Source organism: Halorarum sp. SLYT50 (genome assembly GCF_059821265.1).
Window position 1 is genome coordinate 2,020,218 of the sequence record NZ_CM187555.1, and the last position, 19,091, is coordinate 2,039,308.

Annotated in this window: 15 protein-coding genes and 1 pseudogene; 7 read left to right on the plus strand and 9 right to left on the minus strand. The window is 71.3% G+C overall.

The features are described 5' to 3' along the window. Positions 1 to 35: 35 nt before the first annotated feature. From AC6RUA_RS10635 to AC6RUA_RS10645, 3 genes are read right to left on the minus strand one after another with little or no spacing between them, the layout of a single operon-like run. On the minus strand, positions 36 to 1,184 hold the full coding sequence (locus AC6RUA_RS10635) for an ABC transporter permease (RefSeq protein WP_499812989.1): 1,149 nt from the start codon (positions 1,182 to 1,184) through the stop codon (positions 36 to 38). Further along, complete coding sequence (locus AC6RUA_RS10640) at positions 1,181 to 1,885, minus strand: ABC transporter ATP-binding protein (protein ID WP_499812990.1); 705 nt, start codon at positions 1,883 to 1,885, stop codon at positions 1,181 to 1,183. Before AC6RUA_RS10640 ends, AC6RUA_RS10635 begins: the two co-directional genes overlap by 4 nt. Continuing rightward, a complete protein-coding gene (locus AC6RUA_RS10645) occupies positions 1,870 to 3,429 on the minus strand; it encodes a COG1361 family protein (RefSeq protein ID WP_499812991.1) in 1,560 nt (519 codons plus the stop codon). Before AC6RUA_RS10645 ends, AC6RUA_RS10640 begins: the two co-directional genes overlap by 16 nt. 225 nt (positions 3,430 to 3,654) lie before the next feature. On the opposite strand from AC6RUA_RS10645, the gene AC6RUA_RS10650 reads away from it, so the two are divergent. Both AC6RUA_RS10650 and AC6RUA_RS10655 read left to right on the plus strand, forming a co-directional pair. After that, on the plus strand, positions 3,655 to 5,019 hold the full coding sequence (locus AC6RUA_RS10650) for a M20/M25/M40 family metallo-hydrolase (RefSeq protein WP_499812992.1): 1,365 nt from the start codon (positions 3,655 to 3,657) through the stop codon (positions 5,017 to 5,019). 136 nt (positions 5,020 to 5,155) lie between these two features. Next, on the plus strand, positions 5,156 to 6,991 hold the full coding sequence (locus AC6RUA_RS10655) for a S9 family peptidase (protein WP_499812993.1): 1,836 nt from the start codon (positions 5,156 to 5,158) through the stop codon (positions 6,989 to 6,991). 81 nt (positions 6,992 to 7,072) lie between these two features. On the opposite strand, the gene AC6RUA_RS10660 is transcribed toward AC6RUA_RS10655, so the two are convergent. From AC6RUA_RS10660 to AC6RUA_RS10680, 5 genes are all read right to left on the minus strand, one after another. Then, positions 7,073 to 7,720 (minus strand): COG4315 family predicted lipoprotein, encoded by a 648-nt coding sequence (locus AC6RUA_RS10660; RefSeq protein ID WP_499812994.1) that lies wholly within the window; start codon positions 7,718 to 7,720, stop codon positions 7,073 to 7,075. A gap of 110 nt (positions 7,721 to 7,830) precedes the next feature. Then, positions 7,831 to 8,133, minus strand: coding sequence for a DUF8036 family membrane protein (locus AC6RUA_RS10665; RefSeq protein WP_499812995.1), 303 nt, complete (start codon positions 8,131 to 8,133; stop codon positions 7,831 to 7,833). Positions 8,134 to 8,186: 53 nt separating this feature from the next. Continuing rightward, the gene (locus tag AC6RUA_RS10670) at positions 8,187 to 8,474 is read right to left on the minus strand and encodes a winged helix-turn-helix domain-containing protein (RefSeq protein WP_499812996.1); all 288 of its coding nucleotides are present in this window, start codon (positions 8,472 to 8,474) and stop codon (positions 8,187 to 8,189) included. Between the two features lie 94 nt (positions 8,475 to 8,568). Continuing rightward, a complete protein-coding gene (locus AC6RUA_RS10675) occupies positions 8,569 to 9,351 on the minus strand; it encodes a class I SAM-dependent methyltransferase (RefSeq protein WP_499812997.1) in 783 nt (260 codons plus the stop codon). A 94-nt stretch (positions 9,352 to 9,445) separates the two neighbouring features. Next, positions 9,446 to 10,189 carry a creatininase family protein gene (locus AC6RUA_RS10680; RefSeq protein WP_499812998.1) on the minus strand — a complete coding sequence of 248 codons (744 nt, stop codon included), beginning with the start codon at positions 10,187 to 10,189 and terminating at the stop codon, positions 9,446 to 9,448. 165 nt (positions 10,190 to 10,354) lie between these two features. On the opposite strand from AC6RUA_RS10680, the gene AC6RUA_RS10685 reads away from it, so the two are divergent. Then, entirely contained in the window at positions 10,355 to 11,737 is a 1,383-nt protein-coding gene (locus tag AC6RUA_RS10685; RefSeq protein WP_499812999.1) for a serine hydrolase domain-containing protein, read from the plus strand. A 45-nt stretch (positions 11,738 to 11,782) separates the two neighbouring features. Here the strand turns inward: AC6RUA_RS10685 and AC6RUA_RS10690 are convergent, their stop codons facing one another. After that, the gene (locus AC6RUA_RS10690; protein ID WP_499813000.1) at positions 11,783 to 13,450 is read right to left on the minus strand and encodes a lamin tail domain-containing protein; all 1,668 of its coding nucleotides are present in this window, start codon (positions 13,448 to 13,450) and stop codon (positions 11,783 to 11,785) included. 148 nt (positions 13,451 to 13,598) lie between these two features. Between AC6RUA_RS10690 and AC6RUA_RS10695 the strand changes: the two are divergent. The 4 genes and pseudogenes from AC6RUA_RS10695 to AC6RUA_RS10710 all read left to right on the plus strand — a co-directional run bounded on the left by AC6RUA_RS10695 (position 13,599) and on the right by AC6RUA_RS10710 (position 19,040). Further along, a pseudogene (locus AC6RUA_RS10695) lies at positions 13,599 to 16,126 on the plus strand (DNA topoisomerase I). A 125-nt stretch (positions 16,127 to 16,251) separates the two neighbouring features. After that, positions 16,252 to 16,974, plus strand: a complete 723-nt coding sequence (locus AC6RUA_RS10700) for a phosphoglycerol geranylgeranyltransferase (RefSeq protein ID WP_499813001.1) — start codon at positions 16,252 to 16,254, stop codon at positions 16,972 to 16,974. A gap of 151 nt (positions 16,975 to 17,125) precedes the next feature. Beyond that, entirely contained in the window at positions 17,126 to 18,430 is a 1,305-nt protein-coding gene (gene aspS, locus AC6RUA_RS10705; RefSeq protein WP_499813002.1) for an aspartate--tRNA(Asn) ligase, read from the plus strand. Positions 18,431 to 18,566: 136 nt separating this feature from the next. Continuing rightward, positions 18,567 to 19,040 (plus strand): SHOCT domain-containing protein, encoded by a 474-nt coding sequence (locus tag AC6RUA_RS10710; RefSeq protein WP_499813003.1) that lies wholly within the window; start codon positions 18,567 to 18,569, stop codon positions 19,038 to 19,040. Positions 19,041 to 19,091: the final 51 nt, after the last annotated feature.

Sequence of the window (19,091 nt, forward strand, 5' to 3'; positions counted from 1 at the left end):
CCTCTCGGGAGCCCCGCACACGGGGCCGTTCCTCGTCACCCCCGTAACGCGTCGACCGGACGGTCGTTCGCCGCCTTCCACGCCGGGTAGAGCCCGCTCAGCAGGCTGGCGGCGACGGCGAAGCCGAAGCCGTAGACGAGGTAGCGCGAACTGGCCCACCCGAAGACGAGCGTCGCGTCGCCCGCCAGCACGTCGAACATGAGCAGGCCGACGCCGAGCGAGACGAGTGCGCCGACCAGCCCGCCGATGACGCCGAGCAGCAGCGCCTCGGTGAGAATCATCCGGAGCACCTCCCCCCGGCGGATGCCCACCGCGCGGAGGATGCCGATCTCGCCGCGGCGCTCGATGGTGCTCATCAGCATCACGTTGAGGATGGCGACGCTCGCGACGACGAGCGAGATGGAGCCGATACCCAACAGCGCGAGGTTGAGCGTGTCGAGGAACGAGTCGACCTGTTCCTGGATGTCGCCGAAGTTGGTGACGCTCACCACCTCGTCGTCGCCCTCGTTGAACCGCGCTTCCAGCGCGTCCGCGACGGCGGTCGCCTCCTCGCCGCTCTCCGTGAGGACGGTCACCGAGGTGTAGTACTCCTGGCCGCGGAGCGCCGACAGCGGCAACACGAGGGTGTTCCCCGGGCCGCCGAACCCGCCCTGCTGGGACTCGATGACGCCCTGGACCCGGTAGAGCCGGCCGTCGTACTCGACGGGGTCGCCGAGTTCCAGTCCGAGGCGGGTCGCCGTGCTGTTGCTGACGAGCGCCCCCGACTGGAGGCGGTCGGGCGCCTCCCCCGCCGACACCTCGTACATGGCGCTCGCCTGCGTCAGCGCGGTCACGCTCACGCGCACCTCCTGTCCGCCCCGTCCGGTGAGCGTCGTGACGTTCGACTTCTGGGGGACCACCGTCGCGTCGCCCGCGACGCTCCGTATCTCCTCCACCTGGTCGTCGGTCAGTCCGGCGGTGTCGCTGTCCTCGCCGGCCGAGACGGTCACCTGGTTCGCCAGGCCCCCGAGGTCCGCGGTCGCCTGCTGTTGTATCGCCGCGCCGGCCATCCCCAGCGACGCGATGGCGACCACGCCGATGACGATTCCCAGCGCCGCCAGCGCCGTCCGCACGCGGTTCCGGCCGAGGTTGCGCCACCCCATGAGCGCGCTCGGGAACCGCCAGAGCCACTCCGAGACGCTCACGCGTCGGTCACCGCCTCGGCCCCCTGAATCACCCCGTCGACGATGCGGACGACCCGGTCGGCGTACCCCACCATCTGCTCGTCGTGCGTCACCGCGACGATGGCGACGTCCTCCTCCTCTTTCAGCCGGGTCAACTCGTCGAGTATCGTCCGCCCGGTGTCCTGGTCGAGGTTCCCCGTCGGCTCGTCCGCCAGCACGATGTGGGGTTCGTTGATGAGCGCCCGCGCGATGGCGACCCGCTGTTGCTGCCCGCCGGACAACTGCTTCGGCGTGTGGTCGAGTCGGTCGCCGAGGCCGACCCGGCGGAGCAGGTCGATGGCGCGGTCGTGCCGGTCGACGGAGGTGTCCCACATCGAGGGGAGTTCGACGTTCTCGACGGCCGTCAGCATCGGCAGCAGGTGGAAGCTCTGGAAGACGAACCCGATGCCCGACCGGCGCTCTTCCGTCAACTCGTCCTCGGTGAACTCGCTCACGTCGCGGCCGTCGTGCCGGACCGTCCCCTCCGTGGGCGTGTCCAGCAGGCCGATCATGTTGAGCATCGTGCTCTTGCCCGACCCCGAGGGGCCGATGACGGTGACCATCTCGCCGCGGTCGGCGTAGAAGTCGACGCCCTTCAGCGCCTCGATGGTCTCCTCGCCGCTCCGGTAGCGTTTCACGACCCGCTCCAGTTCGATGACGTGGTCGCTCACCGGCGGCGCCATCGGTAGACCCCGACCCCGACGACCGCCGCGACGACCACGAGGAGGACGATTCCGACGGCCGACAGCGGCAGGCCGCCCACGGTGCCCGGGCCGCTCGGGCCGGCCCCTCCGCCGGTCGGCGCGCCCGACCCGTCGACGCCCGCCGACGCGTCGCTCACGTCCACCTCGACGACACGCGAGACGCGTTCGCCGTCCGCGGCGTAGCTGATTCGGACCGGGACGCTGTCGACGGAGGCGTTCGAGTCCGTCCGCGCGGTCAACTCGAAGGTGGCGAACTCGCTCGACTCGATGGTGCCGACGAAGTACTCCCCGTCCGGCGACGTCGGTCCGACGCTCCCGGCGTCGGCGACGCCGAGGAGCACGGAGTCGGCGTCCGCGCTCCCGAGGTTGGCGACGTCGCCGCTCAGCGAGAGTGTCGACCCCGCCGCGGCGACTTCGACCCCCGTGAGGGTGACGTTCGCCGTCTCGCGCGGCGCGTACTGGAGGGTCGCGTTCGCGGTCCCCGCCTCGCCGGCGGCGGTGTACTCGGCGACGACGGTCACCTCGCCGGCGGGCACGTCGCTCCCGTCGAGCGTCGCCGTCCGCGTTCCCGCCTCGGGGACGTCCCCGAGGAGGGCGCGCGCGACCGTCTCGCCGTCGACGACCGCGCGGAGTTGCACGTCCCGCAGTTCCACGTTGCCGTACTCCGTGAGCGCCGCCCGGACGACGGGCGAGCCGTTGACCTCGGTCGCGCTCGCCGTCAGGTCCGCGTCGACGGCTGCCGCCTCCACGTCGGCCGTCGTCCCGAACTCGACCGTCCGGGTGGCTCCCTCGCTCGTCTTGTACGTCAGCGTCGCCTCCAGCGACTGCTCGCCGGTCTCGGGGAACGTCACCTGGTAGGTGTAGGTCGTCTGGGTGCCCGCCCGAAGCGAGGCGTTGACGCGCTCGGGGTTCTCGACGACGGCGTCGCCGCCCAGTTCGAGACGGACGTTCGAGAGCGTGCCCGCGTCGCCGTTCGCGACGGTCACGTTCACCGCGCCCCGCTCGCCCGCGACCGGGTCGAGGTCGGCGAACGACACCACCGCCTCGTCGGGTTCCTGCACGTCGACGTACAGGGGGTAGCTCACGCGGGTGTAGTCGCCGTCGGAGTCGCGGACGACCGCGTAGACGCTGAGTCGCTTCCGCCCCGTCTCGTCGAACTCGACGCTCAGCGGGACGGTGAGCGACTCGCCCGCGGAGACGGAGCCGAGGTTCTCCGCGCGGGCGTACTCGGTGCGGCCCGAGCGGACGTACACGTCGGTTATCTGGACCGGGCCGGAACTGTTCGGGAGGTTCGCTACCTCGACGGACAGCACGAACGGCTCGTCGGGTGCGGGCTGTCCGACCGACGCGTTCACCGAGCGGATGGCGATGTCCGTCTGGGCGGCGTCGACGACCACCGCCACGCCCGCGACCGACGAGAGCAGGACGAGCGCCGCCACCGCCGCGCCGACCCCTCGCCTCATGGGCGTTCCCGGTCGGTCGTCGCCGGGGCGCACCCGCCGCGAGCCGGCGGCGTCGCCCACCTCGATACCCGTTCGCCTCGCGTCCGTCGTCGCTCGCTCACGGTAGGGAGGCGTCCCCCCAGCGTCTTATTCCCTTCCCGAACGGTCCCCCAGGTCGACACGAATTCGACCCGAGTGGAGACACGGGTGACGCCCCCGCGCGGGTGCTCGTGGTTCGGGGCGGTCGAAGCCGGCCGGCCGTACCGCCTGCACAAGGACGAAGCGCCCGGACGACGACGGACGAGTATGAGCACCGACGCGAGCGCCGCCGACGCGGCCGTCTCGGACGCCATCGACGACTACCGCGAGGCGCTGTTCGACCTGCTGCGCCGTCCGACCGTCAGCACGACCGGCGAGGGGATGGAGGGAGGCGCCGACGCGGTCCGCGACTTCTTCGCGGACCACGGCCTCGACGCGCGCCGCATCGAGACGGAGCGGTACCCGCTGGTGTACGCCGAGCGCCTCGCGGCCGACCCCGAGTCGGCCCCGACGGTGGTGTTCTACGGCCACTACGACGTCCAGCCGGCCGAGGACACCGAGGCGTGGGCGTCGCCGGCGTTCGAGCCGACGGTCCGCGACGGCGCCATCTACGCCCGCGGCGCGGGCGACAACAAGGGCCAGTTCGCCTGCCACGCGTTCGCCGTCGACGCGCTCTCGCGCGCCGGCGCGCTCCCCGAGGTGAACGTGAAGGCGCTCGTCGAGGGGGGCGAGGAGAGCGGGAGTCAGGGGCTACGGGCGTACCTCGACGGCGGCGCGCCCGAGGTGGCCGACGCGGACCTGGTGTACGTCGCCGACGGACCGCAGCACCGCTCCGGGCGGCCGACCATCGCGTACGGCAACCGGGGCATCGTCTCGTTCCAACTCGACCTCCGGACGGCGAACGCCGACCTCCACTCGGGCAACTTCGGTGGGCCGGTGCCCAACGCCGCGACGGAACTCGCCGAGGTGCTGGCGTCGATGGTCGACGGCGGCGAGGTGACCGTCGACGGCTTCCACGACGACGTCGCGGTGAGCGACGCGGACCGCGACCTGGTCGCGGCGCTCCCGGACGACGGGGACGCCGTCCGCGAGGAACTCGGACTCACCTACCTCGCGACCGAGAGACCGTACTACGAGCGGCTCCTGCTCGAACCGACGCTCACGGTGAACGGCCTCGACTCGGGCTACCAGGGCGAGGGTGGAAAGACGGTCATCCCCTGCGAGGCGACCGCCAAGTGCGACTGCCGGCTCGTCCCCGGGCAGGACGGCGAGACGGTGTTCGAGCGCGTCCGCGAACACGTGTCGTCCGTCCACCCCGACGTCGAGGTGACGATGGGCGGGACGTTCCCGCCGATGAAGACGCCCGTCGACGCGCCCGCCGCCGCCCCGGTGCGCGAGGCGCTCGCGGCCGTGTGGGACGCCGACCCGGTCGAACTGCCGGTGCTGGGGGGGTCGCTCCCGGCGGCGTTCTTCCGCGACGTCGAGGCGCTCGCGGACGTGCCGGTGCTCGTCGTCCCGTACGCGAACCCCGACCAGGGGAACCACTCCCCGAACGAACACCTCGACGTGACCTGCTTCGAGAACGGCGTCCGGACGAGCGCGGCGTTCCTCGAACGGTTCGCGGCGCTGTGATTCCGGCCCCTCCTCCCCCCGGCGACGGAGACGGCCACTCCCTCGCCCGACCCGTAGCCCGCTGTCGTCCCCCGCCCGCCGGCTCGCACCTCGCCGCGTGGCCAACCCTTTAGCCCGCGCCGCCCCGCGTGGGGACATGACCGACACCACCGAGTACGGCGTGGCCCGCTACCTCGCGGTCGACCACGTCGACTCGCCGACGTTCACGCCCGACGGCCGCCTCCTGTTCCTCGCGGACACCTCCGGGACGCCGCAGGTGTGGACGGTCGACGACGCGGGCGCGTGGCCCGAGCGGCTCACCCCTCACGAGGAGCGCGTCTCGGTCGTCGCCGCCTCCCCGACGGACGAGGCGTTCGTCTTCGGGATGGACCGCGGGAGCGACGAGCGCGACCAACTGTTCCACTACGACCTCGAGACGGGTTCGGAGACGCCGCTGACGAACGACCTCGACTCGAAGCACGCGTGGGGGGCGTGGGGACCCGAAGGAGAGCGCGTCGCGTACACCGCCAACCGCGAGGAGGGTGGTCGCTTCGACGTCTACGTCCAGACGGTGGGCGACGGCCCGGGCGACCCCGAACCGGTCCGCGAGGGACCGGGCGGCTGGCTCAACGTCGAGGCGTTCGGCCCCGAGGGGCGACGGCTCGCCCTCTCGAAGCCCCACTCCAGCTACGACGTGGAACTGTCGCTGTTCGACCTCGACTCGGGCGAGGCGCGGACGCTCTCGGGCGACGAGGAGGCGACGTACTCGCACGTCCACTTCGACGGCGACGGCGGGCTGTACTGCGTGACGAACCGCGGGAGCGACACGGCGTACGTCGGGCGGTTCGACCTCGACTCGGGCTCGCTGGACCCGGTCGTCGGCGACGACGGCGACGCGCCCGGCCGACCCGGGACCGACGCGTGGGACGTCGACGCGTTCGCGTCCGACCGCGCGACGGGCCGGGCGGTCCTCGCGCACAACGAGGGCGGCTACGCGTCGGTCACCGCGGGGACGCTCGACGGTACCGGATTCACCGAGGAACCGGCGCCCGACGTGGACGGCATCGCCGAGGGGTTCGCGTTCGGTCCGGACGCCGAGCGGGTCGCGTACACCCACACCGCGCCGACCGACCCGTACGGCGTCCACGTCTGCGCGTTCGGCGACACCGACGCGACGGAGTGGACGCCCGTCGGGACGAACGGCCTCCCGGCCGACTCGTTCCGCGCGCCCGAGACCGTCCACTACGAGACGTTCGACGGACGCGAGATACCCGCCTACTGGACGCTCCCGGCGGACGCGGACGCCGGAGGCCCAGTCCCGGTCATCGTCGACATCCACGGCGGTCCCGAACACCAGCGCCGGCCGTGGTTCTACCCGACGAAGCAGTTCTTCCTGAACCGGGGGTACGCCGTCCTCGAACCGAACGTGCGGGGGTCGTCGGGGTACGGCAAGGCGTACGCCCACCTCGACGACGTGGAGAGGCGGATGGACTCCGTCGCGGACATCGCCGCCGCCGTCGAGTGGCTGGCCGACGAACCCGGCGTCGACGAGGGGCGCGCCGTCGCGTACGGCCGCTCGTACGGCGGGTTCATGGTGCTCGCGGCCATCACCGAGTACCCCGACCTCTGGGCGGCCGCGGTGGACTTCGTGGGCATCGCCGACTTCACGACCTTCCTCGAGAACACCGGCGAGTGGCGGCGTAGCCACCGCGAGGCGGAGTACGGCTCGCTGGAGGACGACTACGAGTTCCTCAAGGAGGTGTCGCCGCTCAGCCACATCGACGAGGTCCGGTGTCCCCTCTTCGTCCAACACGGCGCGAACGACCCGCGGGTACCCGTGGGAGAGGCCGAACAGGTGGTCGAGGCGGTCCGCGAGCGGGGGGTCCCCGTCGAGCAACTCGTGTTCGACGACGAGGGCCACCACACCACCTCGCGCGAGAACCTCATCGAGGAGTTCGAGGCCATCGCGGCGTTCCTCGACGAACACGTCTGACCGCGCCCGAGCGTTCCGGCCCCGTCGGACCCGCCGGGTTCGCCGCACGGCCACACGGTTCGGAGGGCGCGTCAGCGGGGCTCAGTACGACGAGGTCTCGGTGTCGGTCCCCGTCCCACCCCGGAACGGCGTCCCGTCCGGGCGCACCACCCACCAGACGTCGCCGACCGCCTGGCCGGCCGCGTCGCCGGGCTGTTGGTCGCCGGCGTAGTAGTACAGCGGCCAGCCGTTCGCGGCCACTTGGACGGTCCCGTCCTCGCGTTCGAACGTCGAGAGCGACGCCGTCACGCCGGTACCGGCCGTCGCTTCCTCCTCGACCGTGAGCGCCGGCCAGGTGTCCAGACAGCCGCCCGTGCAGGTGCTCGCGCCGGAACCTCGCTCGTCGCTGTCGAACATGTACAGCGTCATCCCCTCGGCGTCGACGAGCACGTCGCCGAGGGAGTCGAGCGAGCGAACCGCCACTGTCGCGGCGGTGTCGGTTCCGGTGCTCGTCGCCGTCTCCGTGCCGGCGTCCGTCGCCGTCTCCGTGTCGGTCGCCGTCTCCGTGCCGGCGTCCGTCGCCGTCTCCGTGTCGGTCGCCGTCTCCGTGTCGGTCGGTGTCTCGGTGGCCGTCGACTCCGGTGTCTCCGTCGGAGTCGACCCGCCGCCCGACCCGCTACCGCCGGCGAGCGCGCCGACGAACGCGCCCCCGGCGGTCGCTCTGACGAACTGGCGTCTCGTGTGTGCCATGTCAACACGTTTCTCGGGGGCGGGAAAGAGAGTTTTCCGAGCTTCGTCCCAAATTCGTCCGGAACCGGGGTGTGGGTACACAGTCGGTGCGGGGCCGACGGTCCGGGAGGCTACTGCCAGGTGAGATACGAGAGGAACGCGAGCGCGACGAGTTCCAGTCCGCACAGCAGAGTGAGCCCGACCTGTACCTCGGTGCCGGCGGCGACGAACCAGCCGACGAACGCCTCGTGGAACACGTAGAAGTAGACCCAGAGGGCGTTCTCCACCAGCAGGAACCCGGCGACCACCAGCAGCGTCAGCGTGTGGCGGGCGCCGTAGCGGCGGTAGCTTCGGAGCCAGACGCTTCCCAGAGCCAAGAGCAGCAGGACGTTCACCCCGGCCGCCACGCGGGCGGCGTCGAGCCACAGCGCCATCCGTTTCCAGTTCGTCCGCGTGGGGTTAGTTCTGTTCCAAGGTTCGTCCCAACTCAGGGTCCGTCCACGTCGACGGTGGCGAGGATGCGCTCGACCACGTCCCAGTGCTGGCGCACCTGGTCGGTGACGAGGTAGGCCGCCGCGTACTCGTCGCCGCTCCGTTCGACGACGTTGTTCCGCTGGAGGACGTCCAGGTGGTGGCGGACGGTCGAGTAGTCGAGGTCCAGGGCCGTCGCCAGTTCGTTCGGGTTCCGAGGCCGGTCGTCGAGGGCGCGCAGGATGCGGACCCGGCTGGGGCCGCCCCGTGAACTGGCGAACAGATACCAGAGGACGCCCTCCATCGCGGTGAGAGTCGGCCCGGGAGGACGTAAAACGCCACCCCGGGCCGACCACCGGCCCGTCCCCCGTTCGTCCTCCCCGCTCCGTTCGGCCGGGTTACGCGCGACGGTCCCGACGTTCGCAGTCGTCCGCCGCCTTCTCCAGCGTCCACACCTGCGTGTGGTCGCCCGCCTCGATGGGCCGTCCGTCGAACCCGCCGGCGACCGAGGCGGACGCGAACGGCGATTCGTCCGCGAGCAGGCGGACCAGCCGTCTCGGGAGCATGGCCAGTTCGTGCTCCTCGCGGCGGACCACGTCACCCGTGGGCGTCCGGAGTTCCGTCTCGACGGCGAACAGTTGCTCGACCTGGTTCGTGACGCGGCTCCGGGTCCGGACGGCGCACTCGCGGCCCTCGTACTCGACGCCCGCCTCCTCCCACTCGCCGTACGTCTCGCGTATCACGTCGAACCGGGGGACGAAGGTGTCGAAGACGAACCGGCCCCCGGGCGCCAGCGCGTCGTGGACGCCCGCGAGCGTCGCGCGCAGGTCGGCGAGCGTCGTCGCGTGCTGGAGCGCGTTGAACGGACAGAGTACGAGCCCGTAGGCGCGGTCCGCGTCGAGGGCGGTCATGTCGCCCTCGCGCACCGAGGGCGACAGCCCCTCCGCTCGCGCCTTCTCGCGCAGGCGGGCGAGCGAGTCGGCGTCGACGTCCACGCCGTCCGCGTCGACGCCCGCCTGGAGGAGTTCGAGGTGGACCCGGCCGGTGCCGCAGGCGAGTTCGAGCGTCGGGCCGTCGGCCTCGCGCGCCTGTTCCACGTAGAACGGCGCGTCGCCCCGCTCGGCGTCCGCGTACCGGAGGTCGTACAGTTCCGGTGGAGTCGGGTGTGGGTCGCCGGTCATACGGGCACCTCGGGGACCGTGTGGTTAACGTCGGGGCCGGTGTGTGGGTGCGTCCCGGTGTCCCGTAGAACCGGCGCCGGACCCGGCGTCCCGCTCACCAGCCGTTCTCGATGTCGCTCGTCAGCGCGTCGAGGATGCGCTCGGTGGTGCTCTCGACGATGTCCTCCATCGCCTCGGGGTCGGAGTTGGTCGGGTCACCCAGCCCTCCTTGTTCGGTCACGTCGCTGAAGTACGTGTACGAGCGCGTCTCCGCCCGCTCTTTCACCGTCTGCGGCTCCTTCTCGTCGGTCTTCACGAGGTCCGGGCGGAACAGTTCGACGACGCTCGTCTCGTGGTCGCCGGCGTGGCCCCACCCCTCGCCGAACCGATCCTCGAGTTCCTCGCGCGCGAAGTTCGTCCAGTGGACCACGTGCGCCGTGAGGTCGGTGTCGCGGTTGAGGCGGTCCGAGGCGAGGCTGAGCGCGTCCGTGTTCCCGCCGTGACAGTTTACGAACACGAGCCGCTCCACGTCGTGGGCCGCGAGCGACTGGCCGACGTCGACGAGGACGCCCTTGTACGTGTCCTGCGAGAGTGTCACCGTGCCCGGGAACGTCATGTGGTGTTCGGAGTAGCCGTACGGGAGCGGGGGCAGGCGGACGAGCGAGAGGCCGTGGTCCGGCGCGGCGTCCACGAGTTCGGCCGTCAGGTGGTCCGAGCGGAGCGTGTCCACCGACAGCGGCAGGTGGAGCGAGTGCTGTTCGAGGCTCCCGGTCGGGAGGACGGCGGCGTCGGCGTCGGCGAGTTCCTCGCCGGCGTCCTCCCACGTCATGCCGTACAGGTCGGCGTCGGTCTCGGGCATACGCGAGGGGAGGTCCCGGACGGTAAAACGGTCGGGGTTTCGGCACCCGTACCCGGACGACCCGGGCGGCTACGAGACGGCGAGACGCGCCGCGAACAGCACGAGCGACGCGCGGCGCCACCGCGCGGCAGGTGCCTTCTTCCCGGCGGCGTCCGTCCGGGCGCCATGGACGCGACCAGCGAGGCGACCGTCGGGGACCTCGTGCGGACGACGATGCGTCGGGACCGCCTGCCGGGCGTGAGCGTGGCGGTGGTCGAAGACGACGCCCTCGCGTACGCCGAGGGGTTCGGGGCACGGGACCTGGCGGGCAACCGACCGACGACGCCGGAGACGCTGTACGGCGTCGGCTCGGTCACGAAGTCGTTCACCGCGCTCGCCATCGTGCAGTTGCGCGAGGCGGGCATGCTGTCGGTCGACGACCCCGTCACCGACTACCTCGCTCTCGACCTCGGCGACGACCGGTTCGACGAGCCGATACGGCTCCGCCACCTCCTGACCCACTCGTCCGGGCTGCCGTCGCTCGGGTCGAGCGAGGCACTCATCGGCCGACGGCTCCGTCGCCGGACGGACACCATCGCGCTGTCGAGCGACGCCGACCTCCGCGCGCACGTCGAGAACGCCGCCGACGAACGGGTCGCGCCGCCCGGCGAGCGGTTCGCCTACTGCAACGCCGGCTACGTCCTGCTCGGGAGCGTCGTCGAGAGCTGTACGGGCAAGCCGTTCGCGGCGTACGTCGACGAACACGTGTTCGAACCGCTCGGGATGCACCGCGCGACGTTCGACGAGTCGCGGTTCGCGATGGACGACGACCACATGACGCCGTACCTCCACGAGGAGGGGGACGTCGTCGCGGCGTCGCTCCCCTCCCGCGAGCGGAGCTTCGCCGCGGGGGGCGTGCTCGCGTCCGTCGAACACCTCGCCGACTACCTCCGGATGCACCTGAACGAGGGTCGGTTCGAGGGAACCGAGGTGGTGAGCGCCGCCGCCGCGCACGAGATGCACGAGGGCAGCGTCGAGACGCCCGCCGGACCGTACGGCTACGGCTGGCGTACCCGCGAGACGTGCGGGCGCTCCCTCGTCGGCCACTCCGGGTCGGTCGCCGTCTCCAGCGCCTACGCCGGCTTCTGTCCGGCCGAGGGGGTCGGCGTCGCCGTCGCGGCGAACAGTTCGCCCGACTACCCGCTGGCGTCGCTCGGACAGGGCGTGTTCGCGGCCGCCCTCGGCGAGGACCCGTTCGAGGCGGTGCCGTTCTTCGAGCGCCGCCGCCGGTTCGACCGTCTGACCGGCGAGTACGCCGCCTACCGCGGCATCAAGCGGGCGGTCGTCGCGCGCGACGGGGGGACGCTCCGGCTCGAGACGGGCGGCGCACTCGGGGGCGACGCGACGCCGCTCGTGCCGACCGACGACGACCCGCACGCGTTCTACGCGCTCGACGACGCGGGTAACCGGGAGCCGGCCACGTTCCGAGTGGACGGCGACGACGTCGACCTGCTCTACGACCGCTGGCGGTTCCACAAGGTCGCCGACCAGGTGCCCCAGCGGGAGTGAGTCGGTCGGCGGGTCGGGTCGACCGTACCCGCGCGCCGCTCCCCGTCACTCGGCGTCCCCGTACGCCCGCTCTGCGACGAGCGACCCGCCGTCGTCGTACACGCTGACGACGTCGCCCGCGTCGTTCCAGACGGGCGCGTCCCGCCCCCAGTACACCTCGACGGCGGTCTCGCCGCTCCCCGAGTGGACCGCCGTGCGCGCTCCCGCGGGGAGGGTCAGCCCCTCCGGGAAGCGGTACTCGTGACCGGCCTCGTCCGCGAGTCGCCACCCGCTCACGTCGAGCGGCCGGTCGCCGGCGTTCGCCACGACGACCCGTTCGGCCGTCGCCGGCGTTCCCTCCTCGGCGCTCGGGTCGACCGCCACGATGGAGAGCGGCGGCTCGGTCCCCTCGTCCGGCGTGTACGCGCCGAACAGGTCGAACCCGTCGCCGAACGACGACGTGACCGGGAGCGCGGGGTCCCCGTCGAGCGGGTCCGACTCGTCGGTCACGCTGTCGCCGTTCAGTCTGAGGTCCGACCCGAGCGCCGCCGCCACCGCGTTCAGGTGCTCGCGCGCCGCATCGGGCATCCCGTCGGCGGCGTGCCCGACGAGGAGTACCGCCCCGCCGGCGTCCCGGAACGACTCGACGGCCGCCAGTTCGGCGTCGGTGAACGCCTCGGCCGGGGTCGTGACGACCAGCGCGCGTCCCGCGGACAGTCCGTCTCCGGTCGCGGGCTCGTTCACCTGCTCGTGTCGGACGTCCTGCCCCGCCAGGTAGCGGAGGTAGTACGCCATGTCCTCCGTCGAGAGGGCGTAGTCGGCGGCGAACTGGCCGTGGCCGCCGTCGACAACGACCGGCCCGTCGCGGTCGCTCAGGGACGCGAACAGGTTCGTGAGGAACGGAAAGTTGCCGAACCCGCTGGTGTCGACCGGGAACCCCTCCGCCTGCTCGTACGACTCGTCGACCAGCGGCCCGCCAACCACCGCGACCCGGGTCTCCCGGTCGACGCCGACCAGCGGGACGCGGTCGTCGTACGCCGTCCCCTCGGTCAGCACTTGCGTCGCGTCCGGTCCGGCGAACACCGGGACGCGATCGGCGGCGAGCGGCCCGGACGCCGTGTGGACGCTCGCCGTCCGTGGGACGAACAGCCGCTCGACCGGCCGGTCGCGTATCTCGGGCGTCGCCGGGAAGTCGCTCCGCGCCCAGACCCCCCGACCCGCGGCGCGCGCGCTCGTCTCGACGGCGCGGTAGTCGTCGTGGCGGGCGAACCCGGAGCCGTACACCCGCGCGTAGCCCGCCTCGACCGCCAGTCGGTTGTAGACGGTGTCGCGCTCACTCTCCCCTGAACCTCCCGACCCGCCGGTTCCGTCCGAGCAGTCGCCTCCGCCGCTCTCGCCGCCTTCACCTCCCGACTCGGCGTCGTAGCGCACGTACCGGAGCAGGCGGTCGAACTGGTCGCGCGACGGCTCGTTCGGGTCCGTCTCCAGCGTGACGGTCGCGTCGGCGAGTCGCTCGCGGGCGAACTCGCTCGCCCGGTCGCCCCAGCGGCCGAGGTAGTCGAGCGACTCGATTCCCTCCCACTCCCGCCGGCGCTCGGCCTCGACGTTGTCCGTCGTCTCGGGCGTGTCGATGCCGAGCACGCGCACCGTCTCGGTCCGGCCGTCCGGGAGTTCGACGTCGAGCGTGTCGCCGTCGGTGACGGCCACCACCGTGGCCGTCGTCGGGTCGGGCATGTGTGCCGCCTCGGCGCCGGCCGCAATCAGTCGTTCGGCCTCGAAATTAACTCCGGAGCGCTCTATATCCATCCGGACGGGCGGTTCGGGTAGCGGCGCCCGAGCGCGAAACCTTTAGATGGAGTATCGGCCTACCACCTGCCGACGAATGGACCTCATCATCACGGAGAAGGACAACGCCGCGCGGCGCATCTCCGACATCCTCTCGGGCGGGTCGTACGACTCCGAGCGCCGGGCCGGGGTCAACGTCTACCGCTGGGGGGGACCCGGTGTATCGGGCTCTCCGGGCACGTCGTCGGCGTCGACTTCCCCGCCGAGTACGACGACTGGCGCGACGTGGAGCCGGTCGAACTCATCGACGCGCCGGTCCAGAAGCGGCCCACGCAGGAGAACATCGTCCGCGCCCTCCGTCTGCTCGCGCGAGAGGCCGACCGGGTCGTCGTCGCCACCGACTACGACCGCGAGGGCGAACTCATCGGGAAGGAGGCGTACGAACTCGTCCGCGAGGCCAACGAGGACGTCCCCGTCGAGCGGGTGCGCTTCTCCTCCATCACCGAGCGCGAGGTGACCGAGGCGTTCGAGAACCCCGACGACATCGACTTCGACCTCGCGGCGGCGGGCGAGGCCCGACAGATAATCGACCTGGTGTGGGGCGCGGCGCTCACGCGGTTCCTCTCGCTGTCCGCGCGCCAGCTCGGCGACGACTTCATCTCCGTCGGCCGGGTGCAGGGGCCGACGCTGAAGCTCATCGTCGACCGCGAGCGCGAGATTCAGGCGTTCGACCCCGAGGACTACTGGGAGCTGTTCGCGGACCTCCTGAAGTCGGGTGCCGGCGACGGGGACGCGTTCGAGGCGCAGTACTTCTACGAGGACGACGACGGCACCGAGGCCGAACGCGTCTGGGACGGCGACACCGCCGACGCCGTGTACGCGGTTCTGCGGGAGGCGACGACCGCCACCGTCTCGTCGGTCCGACGGCGCTCCCGGACGGACGAACCGCCCGCGCCGTTCAACACCACGCAGTTCATCCGCGCGGCCTCCTCGCTGGGGTACTCGGCCCAGCGCGCGATGAGCATCGCGGAGGACCTCTACACCGCGGGCTACGTCACCTACCCGCGGACCGACAACACGGTCTACCCGGAGGACCTCGACGAACGCGAGTTGCTCTCGGACCTCGCGGCGAACTCGCGGTTCGGGGAGGACGCGGAGTCCCTCTTGGAACTGGACGACATCGACCCCACGGAGGGCGACGAGGAGACGACCGACCACCCGCCCATCCACCCCACCGGAGAGCTCCCGTCGGCGTCGGACCTCTCGGAGGACGAGTGGGATGTGTACGAACTCGTCGTGCGGCGCTTCTTCGCGACGGTCGCGCCCGACGCCGAGTGGGAACACCTCCGCGTCGTGACCGAAGTCGCCGCGGACGGCGCCGGTCCCGACGACGGATCCCTGACCCTGAAGTCGAACGGGAAGCGGCTCGTCGAGGAGGGGTACCACGCCGTCTACCCGTACTTCTCGACCAACGAGAGCTTCGTCCCCGACGTGAACGAGGGGGAGGAACTCGCCGTCGTCGACACGGAACTCGCCGAGAAGCAGACCCAGCCCCCGCGGCGGTACGGCCAGTCGCGGCTCATCGAGACGATGGAGGAGATGGGTATCGGGACGAAGGCGACGCGACACGACGTCATCCAGAAGCTGTACGACCGGGGGTACATCGAGAGCGACCCGCCGCGGCCCACCAAACTCGCGGAGGCGGTGGTCGAGGCGAGCGAGCGGTTCGCCGACCGCATCGTGAGCGACGAGATGACCGCCCAACTGGAGGCGGACATGCAGGCCATCGCGCGCGGAGAGGCGACGCTCGACGAGGTGGCCGACGAGTCGCGCGAGATGCTGACCGCCGTCTTCGAGGGCCTCACCGAGTCGCGCGAGGAGGTGGGCGACATGCTCCAGACGTCGCTGAAGGCCGACAAGCGCCTCGGCCCGTGCCCCGAGTGCGGCGAGGACCTGCTCGTCCGCAAGTCCCGCCACGGCTCGTACTTCGTCGGCTGCGACGGCTACCCCGACTGCGAGTACACCCTGCCGCTCCCCTCGACGGGCAAGCCGCTCCTGCTCGAAGAGGAGTGCGAGGAGCACGGCCTGCTCCACGTGAAGATGCTCGCCGGGCGCAAGACGTTCGTCCACGGCTGTCCGCAGTGCAAGGCCGACGAGGCCGACGACGAGGCGGACGTCGTCATCGGGGCGTGTCCCGAGTGCGGCGAGGAACACGGGGGGGAACTCGCCATCAAACACCTGCGGTCGGGCGCGCGGCTCGTGGGCTGTACGCGCTACCCGGACTGCGAGTACTCGCTCCCGCTCCCCCGGCGCGGCGAGATAGAGATAACCGACGAGACGTGCGAGGAGCACGACCTGCCCCACCTCGTCGTCCACACGGGCGACGACGAGGAGCCGTGGGAACTCGGCTGTCCCATCTGTAACTACCGGGAGTACCAGGCCCGGCAGGCCGGGTCCGACCTGGAGGCTATCGAGGGCATCGGCGAGAAGACCGCCGAGAAACTGAAGGGAGCGGGCATCGATGACGTAGACTCCCTGAAGGACGCCGAACCGGACGACGTGGCCGGGAAGGTGGACGGCGTCGGTCCCGATACGGTGCGGGACTGGCAGGCGAAGGCGGACTGAGCGTCTCGCTGGCCGACCGTCCTCGTTGTCTGTACCCGGGACCGTGGGTTCCGGCGCACAGTCGCCGACCGCGGACCCCCAATCCGCGCCCTTTTTACGATTCCACTGACCTACCGTACCCACGCATGAGCGCACCGTGGGAGGAGTGGGACCACATCCTGAAGGTGGACCCGGACAAGGACCTGCACGGGGACGAGACGTTCGAAGACGTCTGTGAGACGGGCACGGACGCCATCGAAGTGGGTGGCACCCTCGACATCACCGCCGAGAAGATGCAGCGCGTCATCGACGCCTGCCGCGAACACGACGTCCCACTGTACCAGGAGCCGTCGAACCCCGGTGTGGTCGTGGAGGACGACGCGCTCGACGGCTACCTCATCCCCACGGTGTTCAACGCGGGCGACCAGTTCTGGATCACCGGCGCGCACAAGGAGTGGGTCCGCATCGCGGGCGGTCTCGACTGGGAGCGCACCCACCCGGAGGCGTACATCGTGCTCAACCCCGACGCGTCCGCGGCCACTCTGACGGAGGCGGACTGCGACCTCGCGGCCGACGACGTGGCGGCGTACGCCCGCGTCGCCGAGAAGATGTTCGGGCAGGAGATAGTCTACGTGGAGTACTCGGGCACGTTCGGCGACACCGAGACGGTGCAGGCCGCCCAGGACGCGCTCGACGACGCCACCCTGTTCTACGGCGGCGGCATCCACGGCTACGACTCCGCCCACGAGATGGGGAGACACGCCGACACCATCGTGGTGGGTGACCTGCTCCACGACGAGGGCTGCGCGGCGGTCCGCGAGACCGTCGAGGGCGTGAAGGACGCCCACGCGGAACTGGCAGACGCGTAACTCCGAGCCGCGGCCGACCCGTCGGTCTCTCGCGCCTGACTCCCCCTCTCCCGTCTCTCCGCGCGCCCGCCGCCCGCTCGGCAAAAGCGTTCGGGAGCCGCGGTAACGCGAATCGACCGACTTTAAGCCCCGCGACCCGGACCGGTCGCGTATGCGAGACAGAACGTACACGGCCGACGCCGAGCCGGGCGACGAGGTCACCGTCGCCGGCTGGGTCCACGAGACGCGCGACCTCGGGGGCATCGCGTTCCTCATCCTACGCGACACCAGCGGCCGCATCCAGGTGAAGTTCGAGAAGGACGAGATGGACGACGACCTCGTCTCGACGGGGCTCGACGCCCACCGCGAGTCGGTCCTCTCGGTGACCGGGTCCGTGACGGAGGAGCCGCGCGCCCCCACCGGCGTCGAGGTCGTTCCCGACTCGGTCGAGGTGCTCGCGGCGGCCGACCCCGAACTCCCGCTCGACCCCTCGGGGAAGGTGGACGCGGAGCTCCCCACCCGCCTCGACAACCGCACGCTCGACCTCCGGAAGGACGACGTGAAGGCCGTCTTCGAGATTCGTGCGGAGGTGCTGCGCGCCGCCCGCGAGACGTTCCGCGACCTGAACTGCACGGAGATCAACACGCCGAAGATCGTCGCCACCGGGACCGAGGGCGGCACGGAGCTGTTCCCCATCACCTACTTCGGCCGCGAGGCGTTCATGAACCAGAGCCCGCAGCTGTTCAAGCAGCTGCTGGCCGGGTCCGGGCTCGAACGCGTGTTCGAGATCGGCCCCATCTTCCGCGCCGAAGAGCACAACACGCCGCGTCACCTCAACGAGGCGACGTCCATCGACTTCGAGGGGGCGTTCTGTGACCACACGGAGGCGATGGACGCCGCCGAGGCCGTCACGAGGAGCGCCTACGAGACCGTCGCGGAGAACTGCACGGACCAACTCGAAGCGCTGGGGCTCGCCGAGGAGTTCGCCGTCCCCGAGGGGGAGTTCCCGCGGCTCAGCTACGAGGAGGCCATCGAACGGGTGAACGCGACCGGCGAACTCGACACCCACCTCGTCTGGGGCGACGACCTCTCGACGGAGGCCGAGCACGCGCTCGGTCAGTCCGTGGGCGAACACTACTTCATCACCGACTGGCCCAGCGAGATCAAGCCGTTCTACATCAAGGACCACGACGACGACGAGGAACTCTCCACCGGCTTCGACATGATGCACCCGCGGATGGAACTCGTCTCGGGCGGGCAGCGCGAACACCGTCACGACCGGCTCATCGCGGGGTTCGAACAGCAGGGGCTCGACCCCGAGGAGTTCGAGTACTACACGGAGATGTTCCGGTACGGCATGCCGCCCCACGCCGGCTGGGGGATGGGGGCGGAGCGACTCGTCATGACCGTCCTCGGACTGGAGAACATCCGCGAGGCCGTCCTGTTCCCGCGAGACCGGCAACGGCTGAGCCCGTAGGCGAAGCCGTTTCGAGCGACGCGTTCCCCGCGACTGCCGGCGGCCGAGCCCCTGCTATACCACCCGGTAGAACGACCCCGGGGACGCGACGCACTCGCGGCGTAGGTTCTTCCCGTTCGGCTTCGTCCCTCCTCGCATGGACGCGACGGCTCGAGGCGACGAACGCGACCCGGCGTACGCGACCGACGGCGGCGACGCGGACGACGGGACGACGCCGCTCCAGCAGGCCGTCGGCGGCGTCGTCACCGCGCTCGTACTCCTCGTCGCGTTCGCACTGCTGTTCGCGGGCGTGGAGTCCTTCTGGGTGGTCTTCGCGGTCGGGTTCGCCGGCGTGCTCCCGGCGGCCATCGCCCTGACGAGGTGGTACGAGTCGCGCGACGAACGGGAGACGGAGGGTGGCGAACACGAACGCGTCCCACCGGTCGAGACGACCGACGGGGCGCTCGCGACCCTGCGGGACCGCTACGCGCGCGGCGACATCGACGAGGAGGAGTTCGAGTCCCGAGTTGACGCGCTCCTGCGCACCGAGTCGGCCGACGACGCCCGGTTGGACGCCGAGCGGCGGGCGGCAGAGCGCGACCGTGAGCGGGAACGAGAGCGGGACGCGTGACTGGCCGAGACGGACGTGGGACGCCGAACCCGGCCGTGGGTCGACGTGTGA

Excerpts from the sequence above, each read along its gene's own strand:
- AC6RUA_RS10680 (WP_499812998.1), bottom strand. The coding sequence starts at position 10,189 with ATGCCCGAGACCGACGCCGACCTGTACGGCATGACGTGGGAGGACGCC.
- AC6RUA_RS10650 (WP_499812992.1), top strand. The coding sequence starts at position 3,655 with ATGAGCACCGACGCGAGCGCCGCCGACGCGGCCGTCTCGGACGCCATC.
- aspS (WP_499813002.1), top strand. The coding sequence starts at position 17,126 with ATGCGAGACAGAACGTACACGGCCGACGCCGAGCCGGGCGACGAGGTC.
- AC6RUA_RS10690 (WP_499813000.1), bottom strand. The coding sequence starts at position 13,450 with ATGCCCGACCCGACGACGGCCACGGTGGTGGCCGTCACCGACGGCGAC.
- AC6RUA_RS10640 (WP_499812990.1), bottom strand. The coding sequence starts at position 1,885 with ATGGCGCCGCCGGTGAGCGACCACGTCATCGAACTGGAGCGGGTCGTG.
- AC6RUA_RS10675 (WP_499812997.1), bottom strand. The coding sequence starts at position 9,351 with ATGACCGGCGACCCACACCCGACTCCACCGGAACTGTACGACCTCCGG.
- AC6RUA_RS10665 (WP_499812995.1), bottom strand. The coding sequence starts at position 8,133 with ATGGCGCTGTGGCTCGACGCCGCCCGCGTGGCGGCCGGGGTGAACGTC.
- AC6RUA_RS10655 (WP_499812993.1), top strand. The coding sequence starts at position 5,156 with ATGACCGACACCACCGAGTACGGCGTGGCCCGCTACCTCGCGGTCGAC.
- AC6RUA_RS10700 (WP_499813001.1), top strand. The coding sequence starts at position 16,252 with ATGAGCGCACCGTGGGAGGAGTGGGACCACATCCTGAAGGTGGACCCG.
- AC6RUA_RS10710 (WP_499813003.1), top strand. The coding sequence starts at position 18,567 with ATGGACGCGACGGCTCGAGGCGACGAACGCGACCCGGCGTACGCGACC.
- AC6RUA_RS10660 (WP_499812994.1), bottom strand. The coding sequence starts at position 7,720 with ATGGCACACACGAGACGCCAGTTCGTCAGAGCGACCGCCGGGGGCGCG.
- AC6RUA_RS10670 (WP_499812996.1), bottom strand. The coding sequence starts at position 8,474 with ATGGAGGGCGTCCTCTGGTATCTGTTCGCCAGTTCACGGGGCGGCCCC.
- AC6RUA_RS10685 (WP_499812999.1), top strand. The coding sequence starts at position 10,355 with ATGGACGCGACCAGCGAGGCGACCGTCGGGGACCTCGTGCGGACGACG.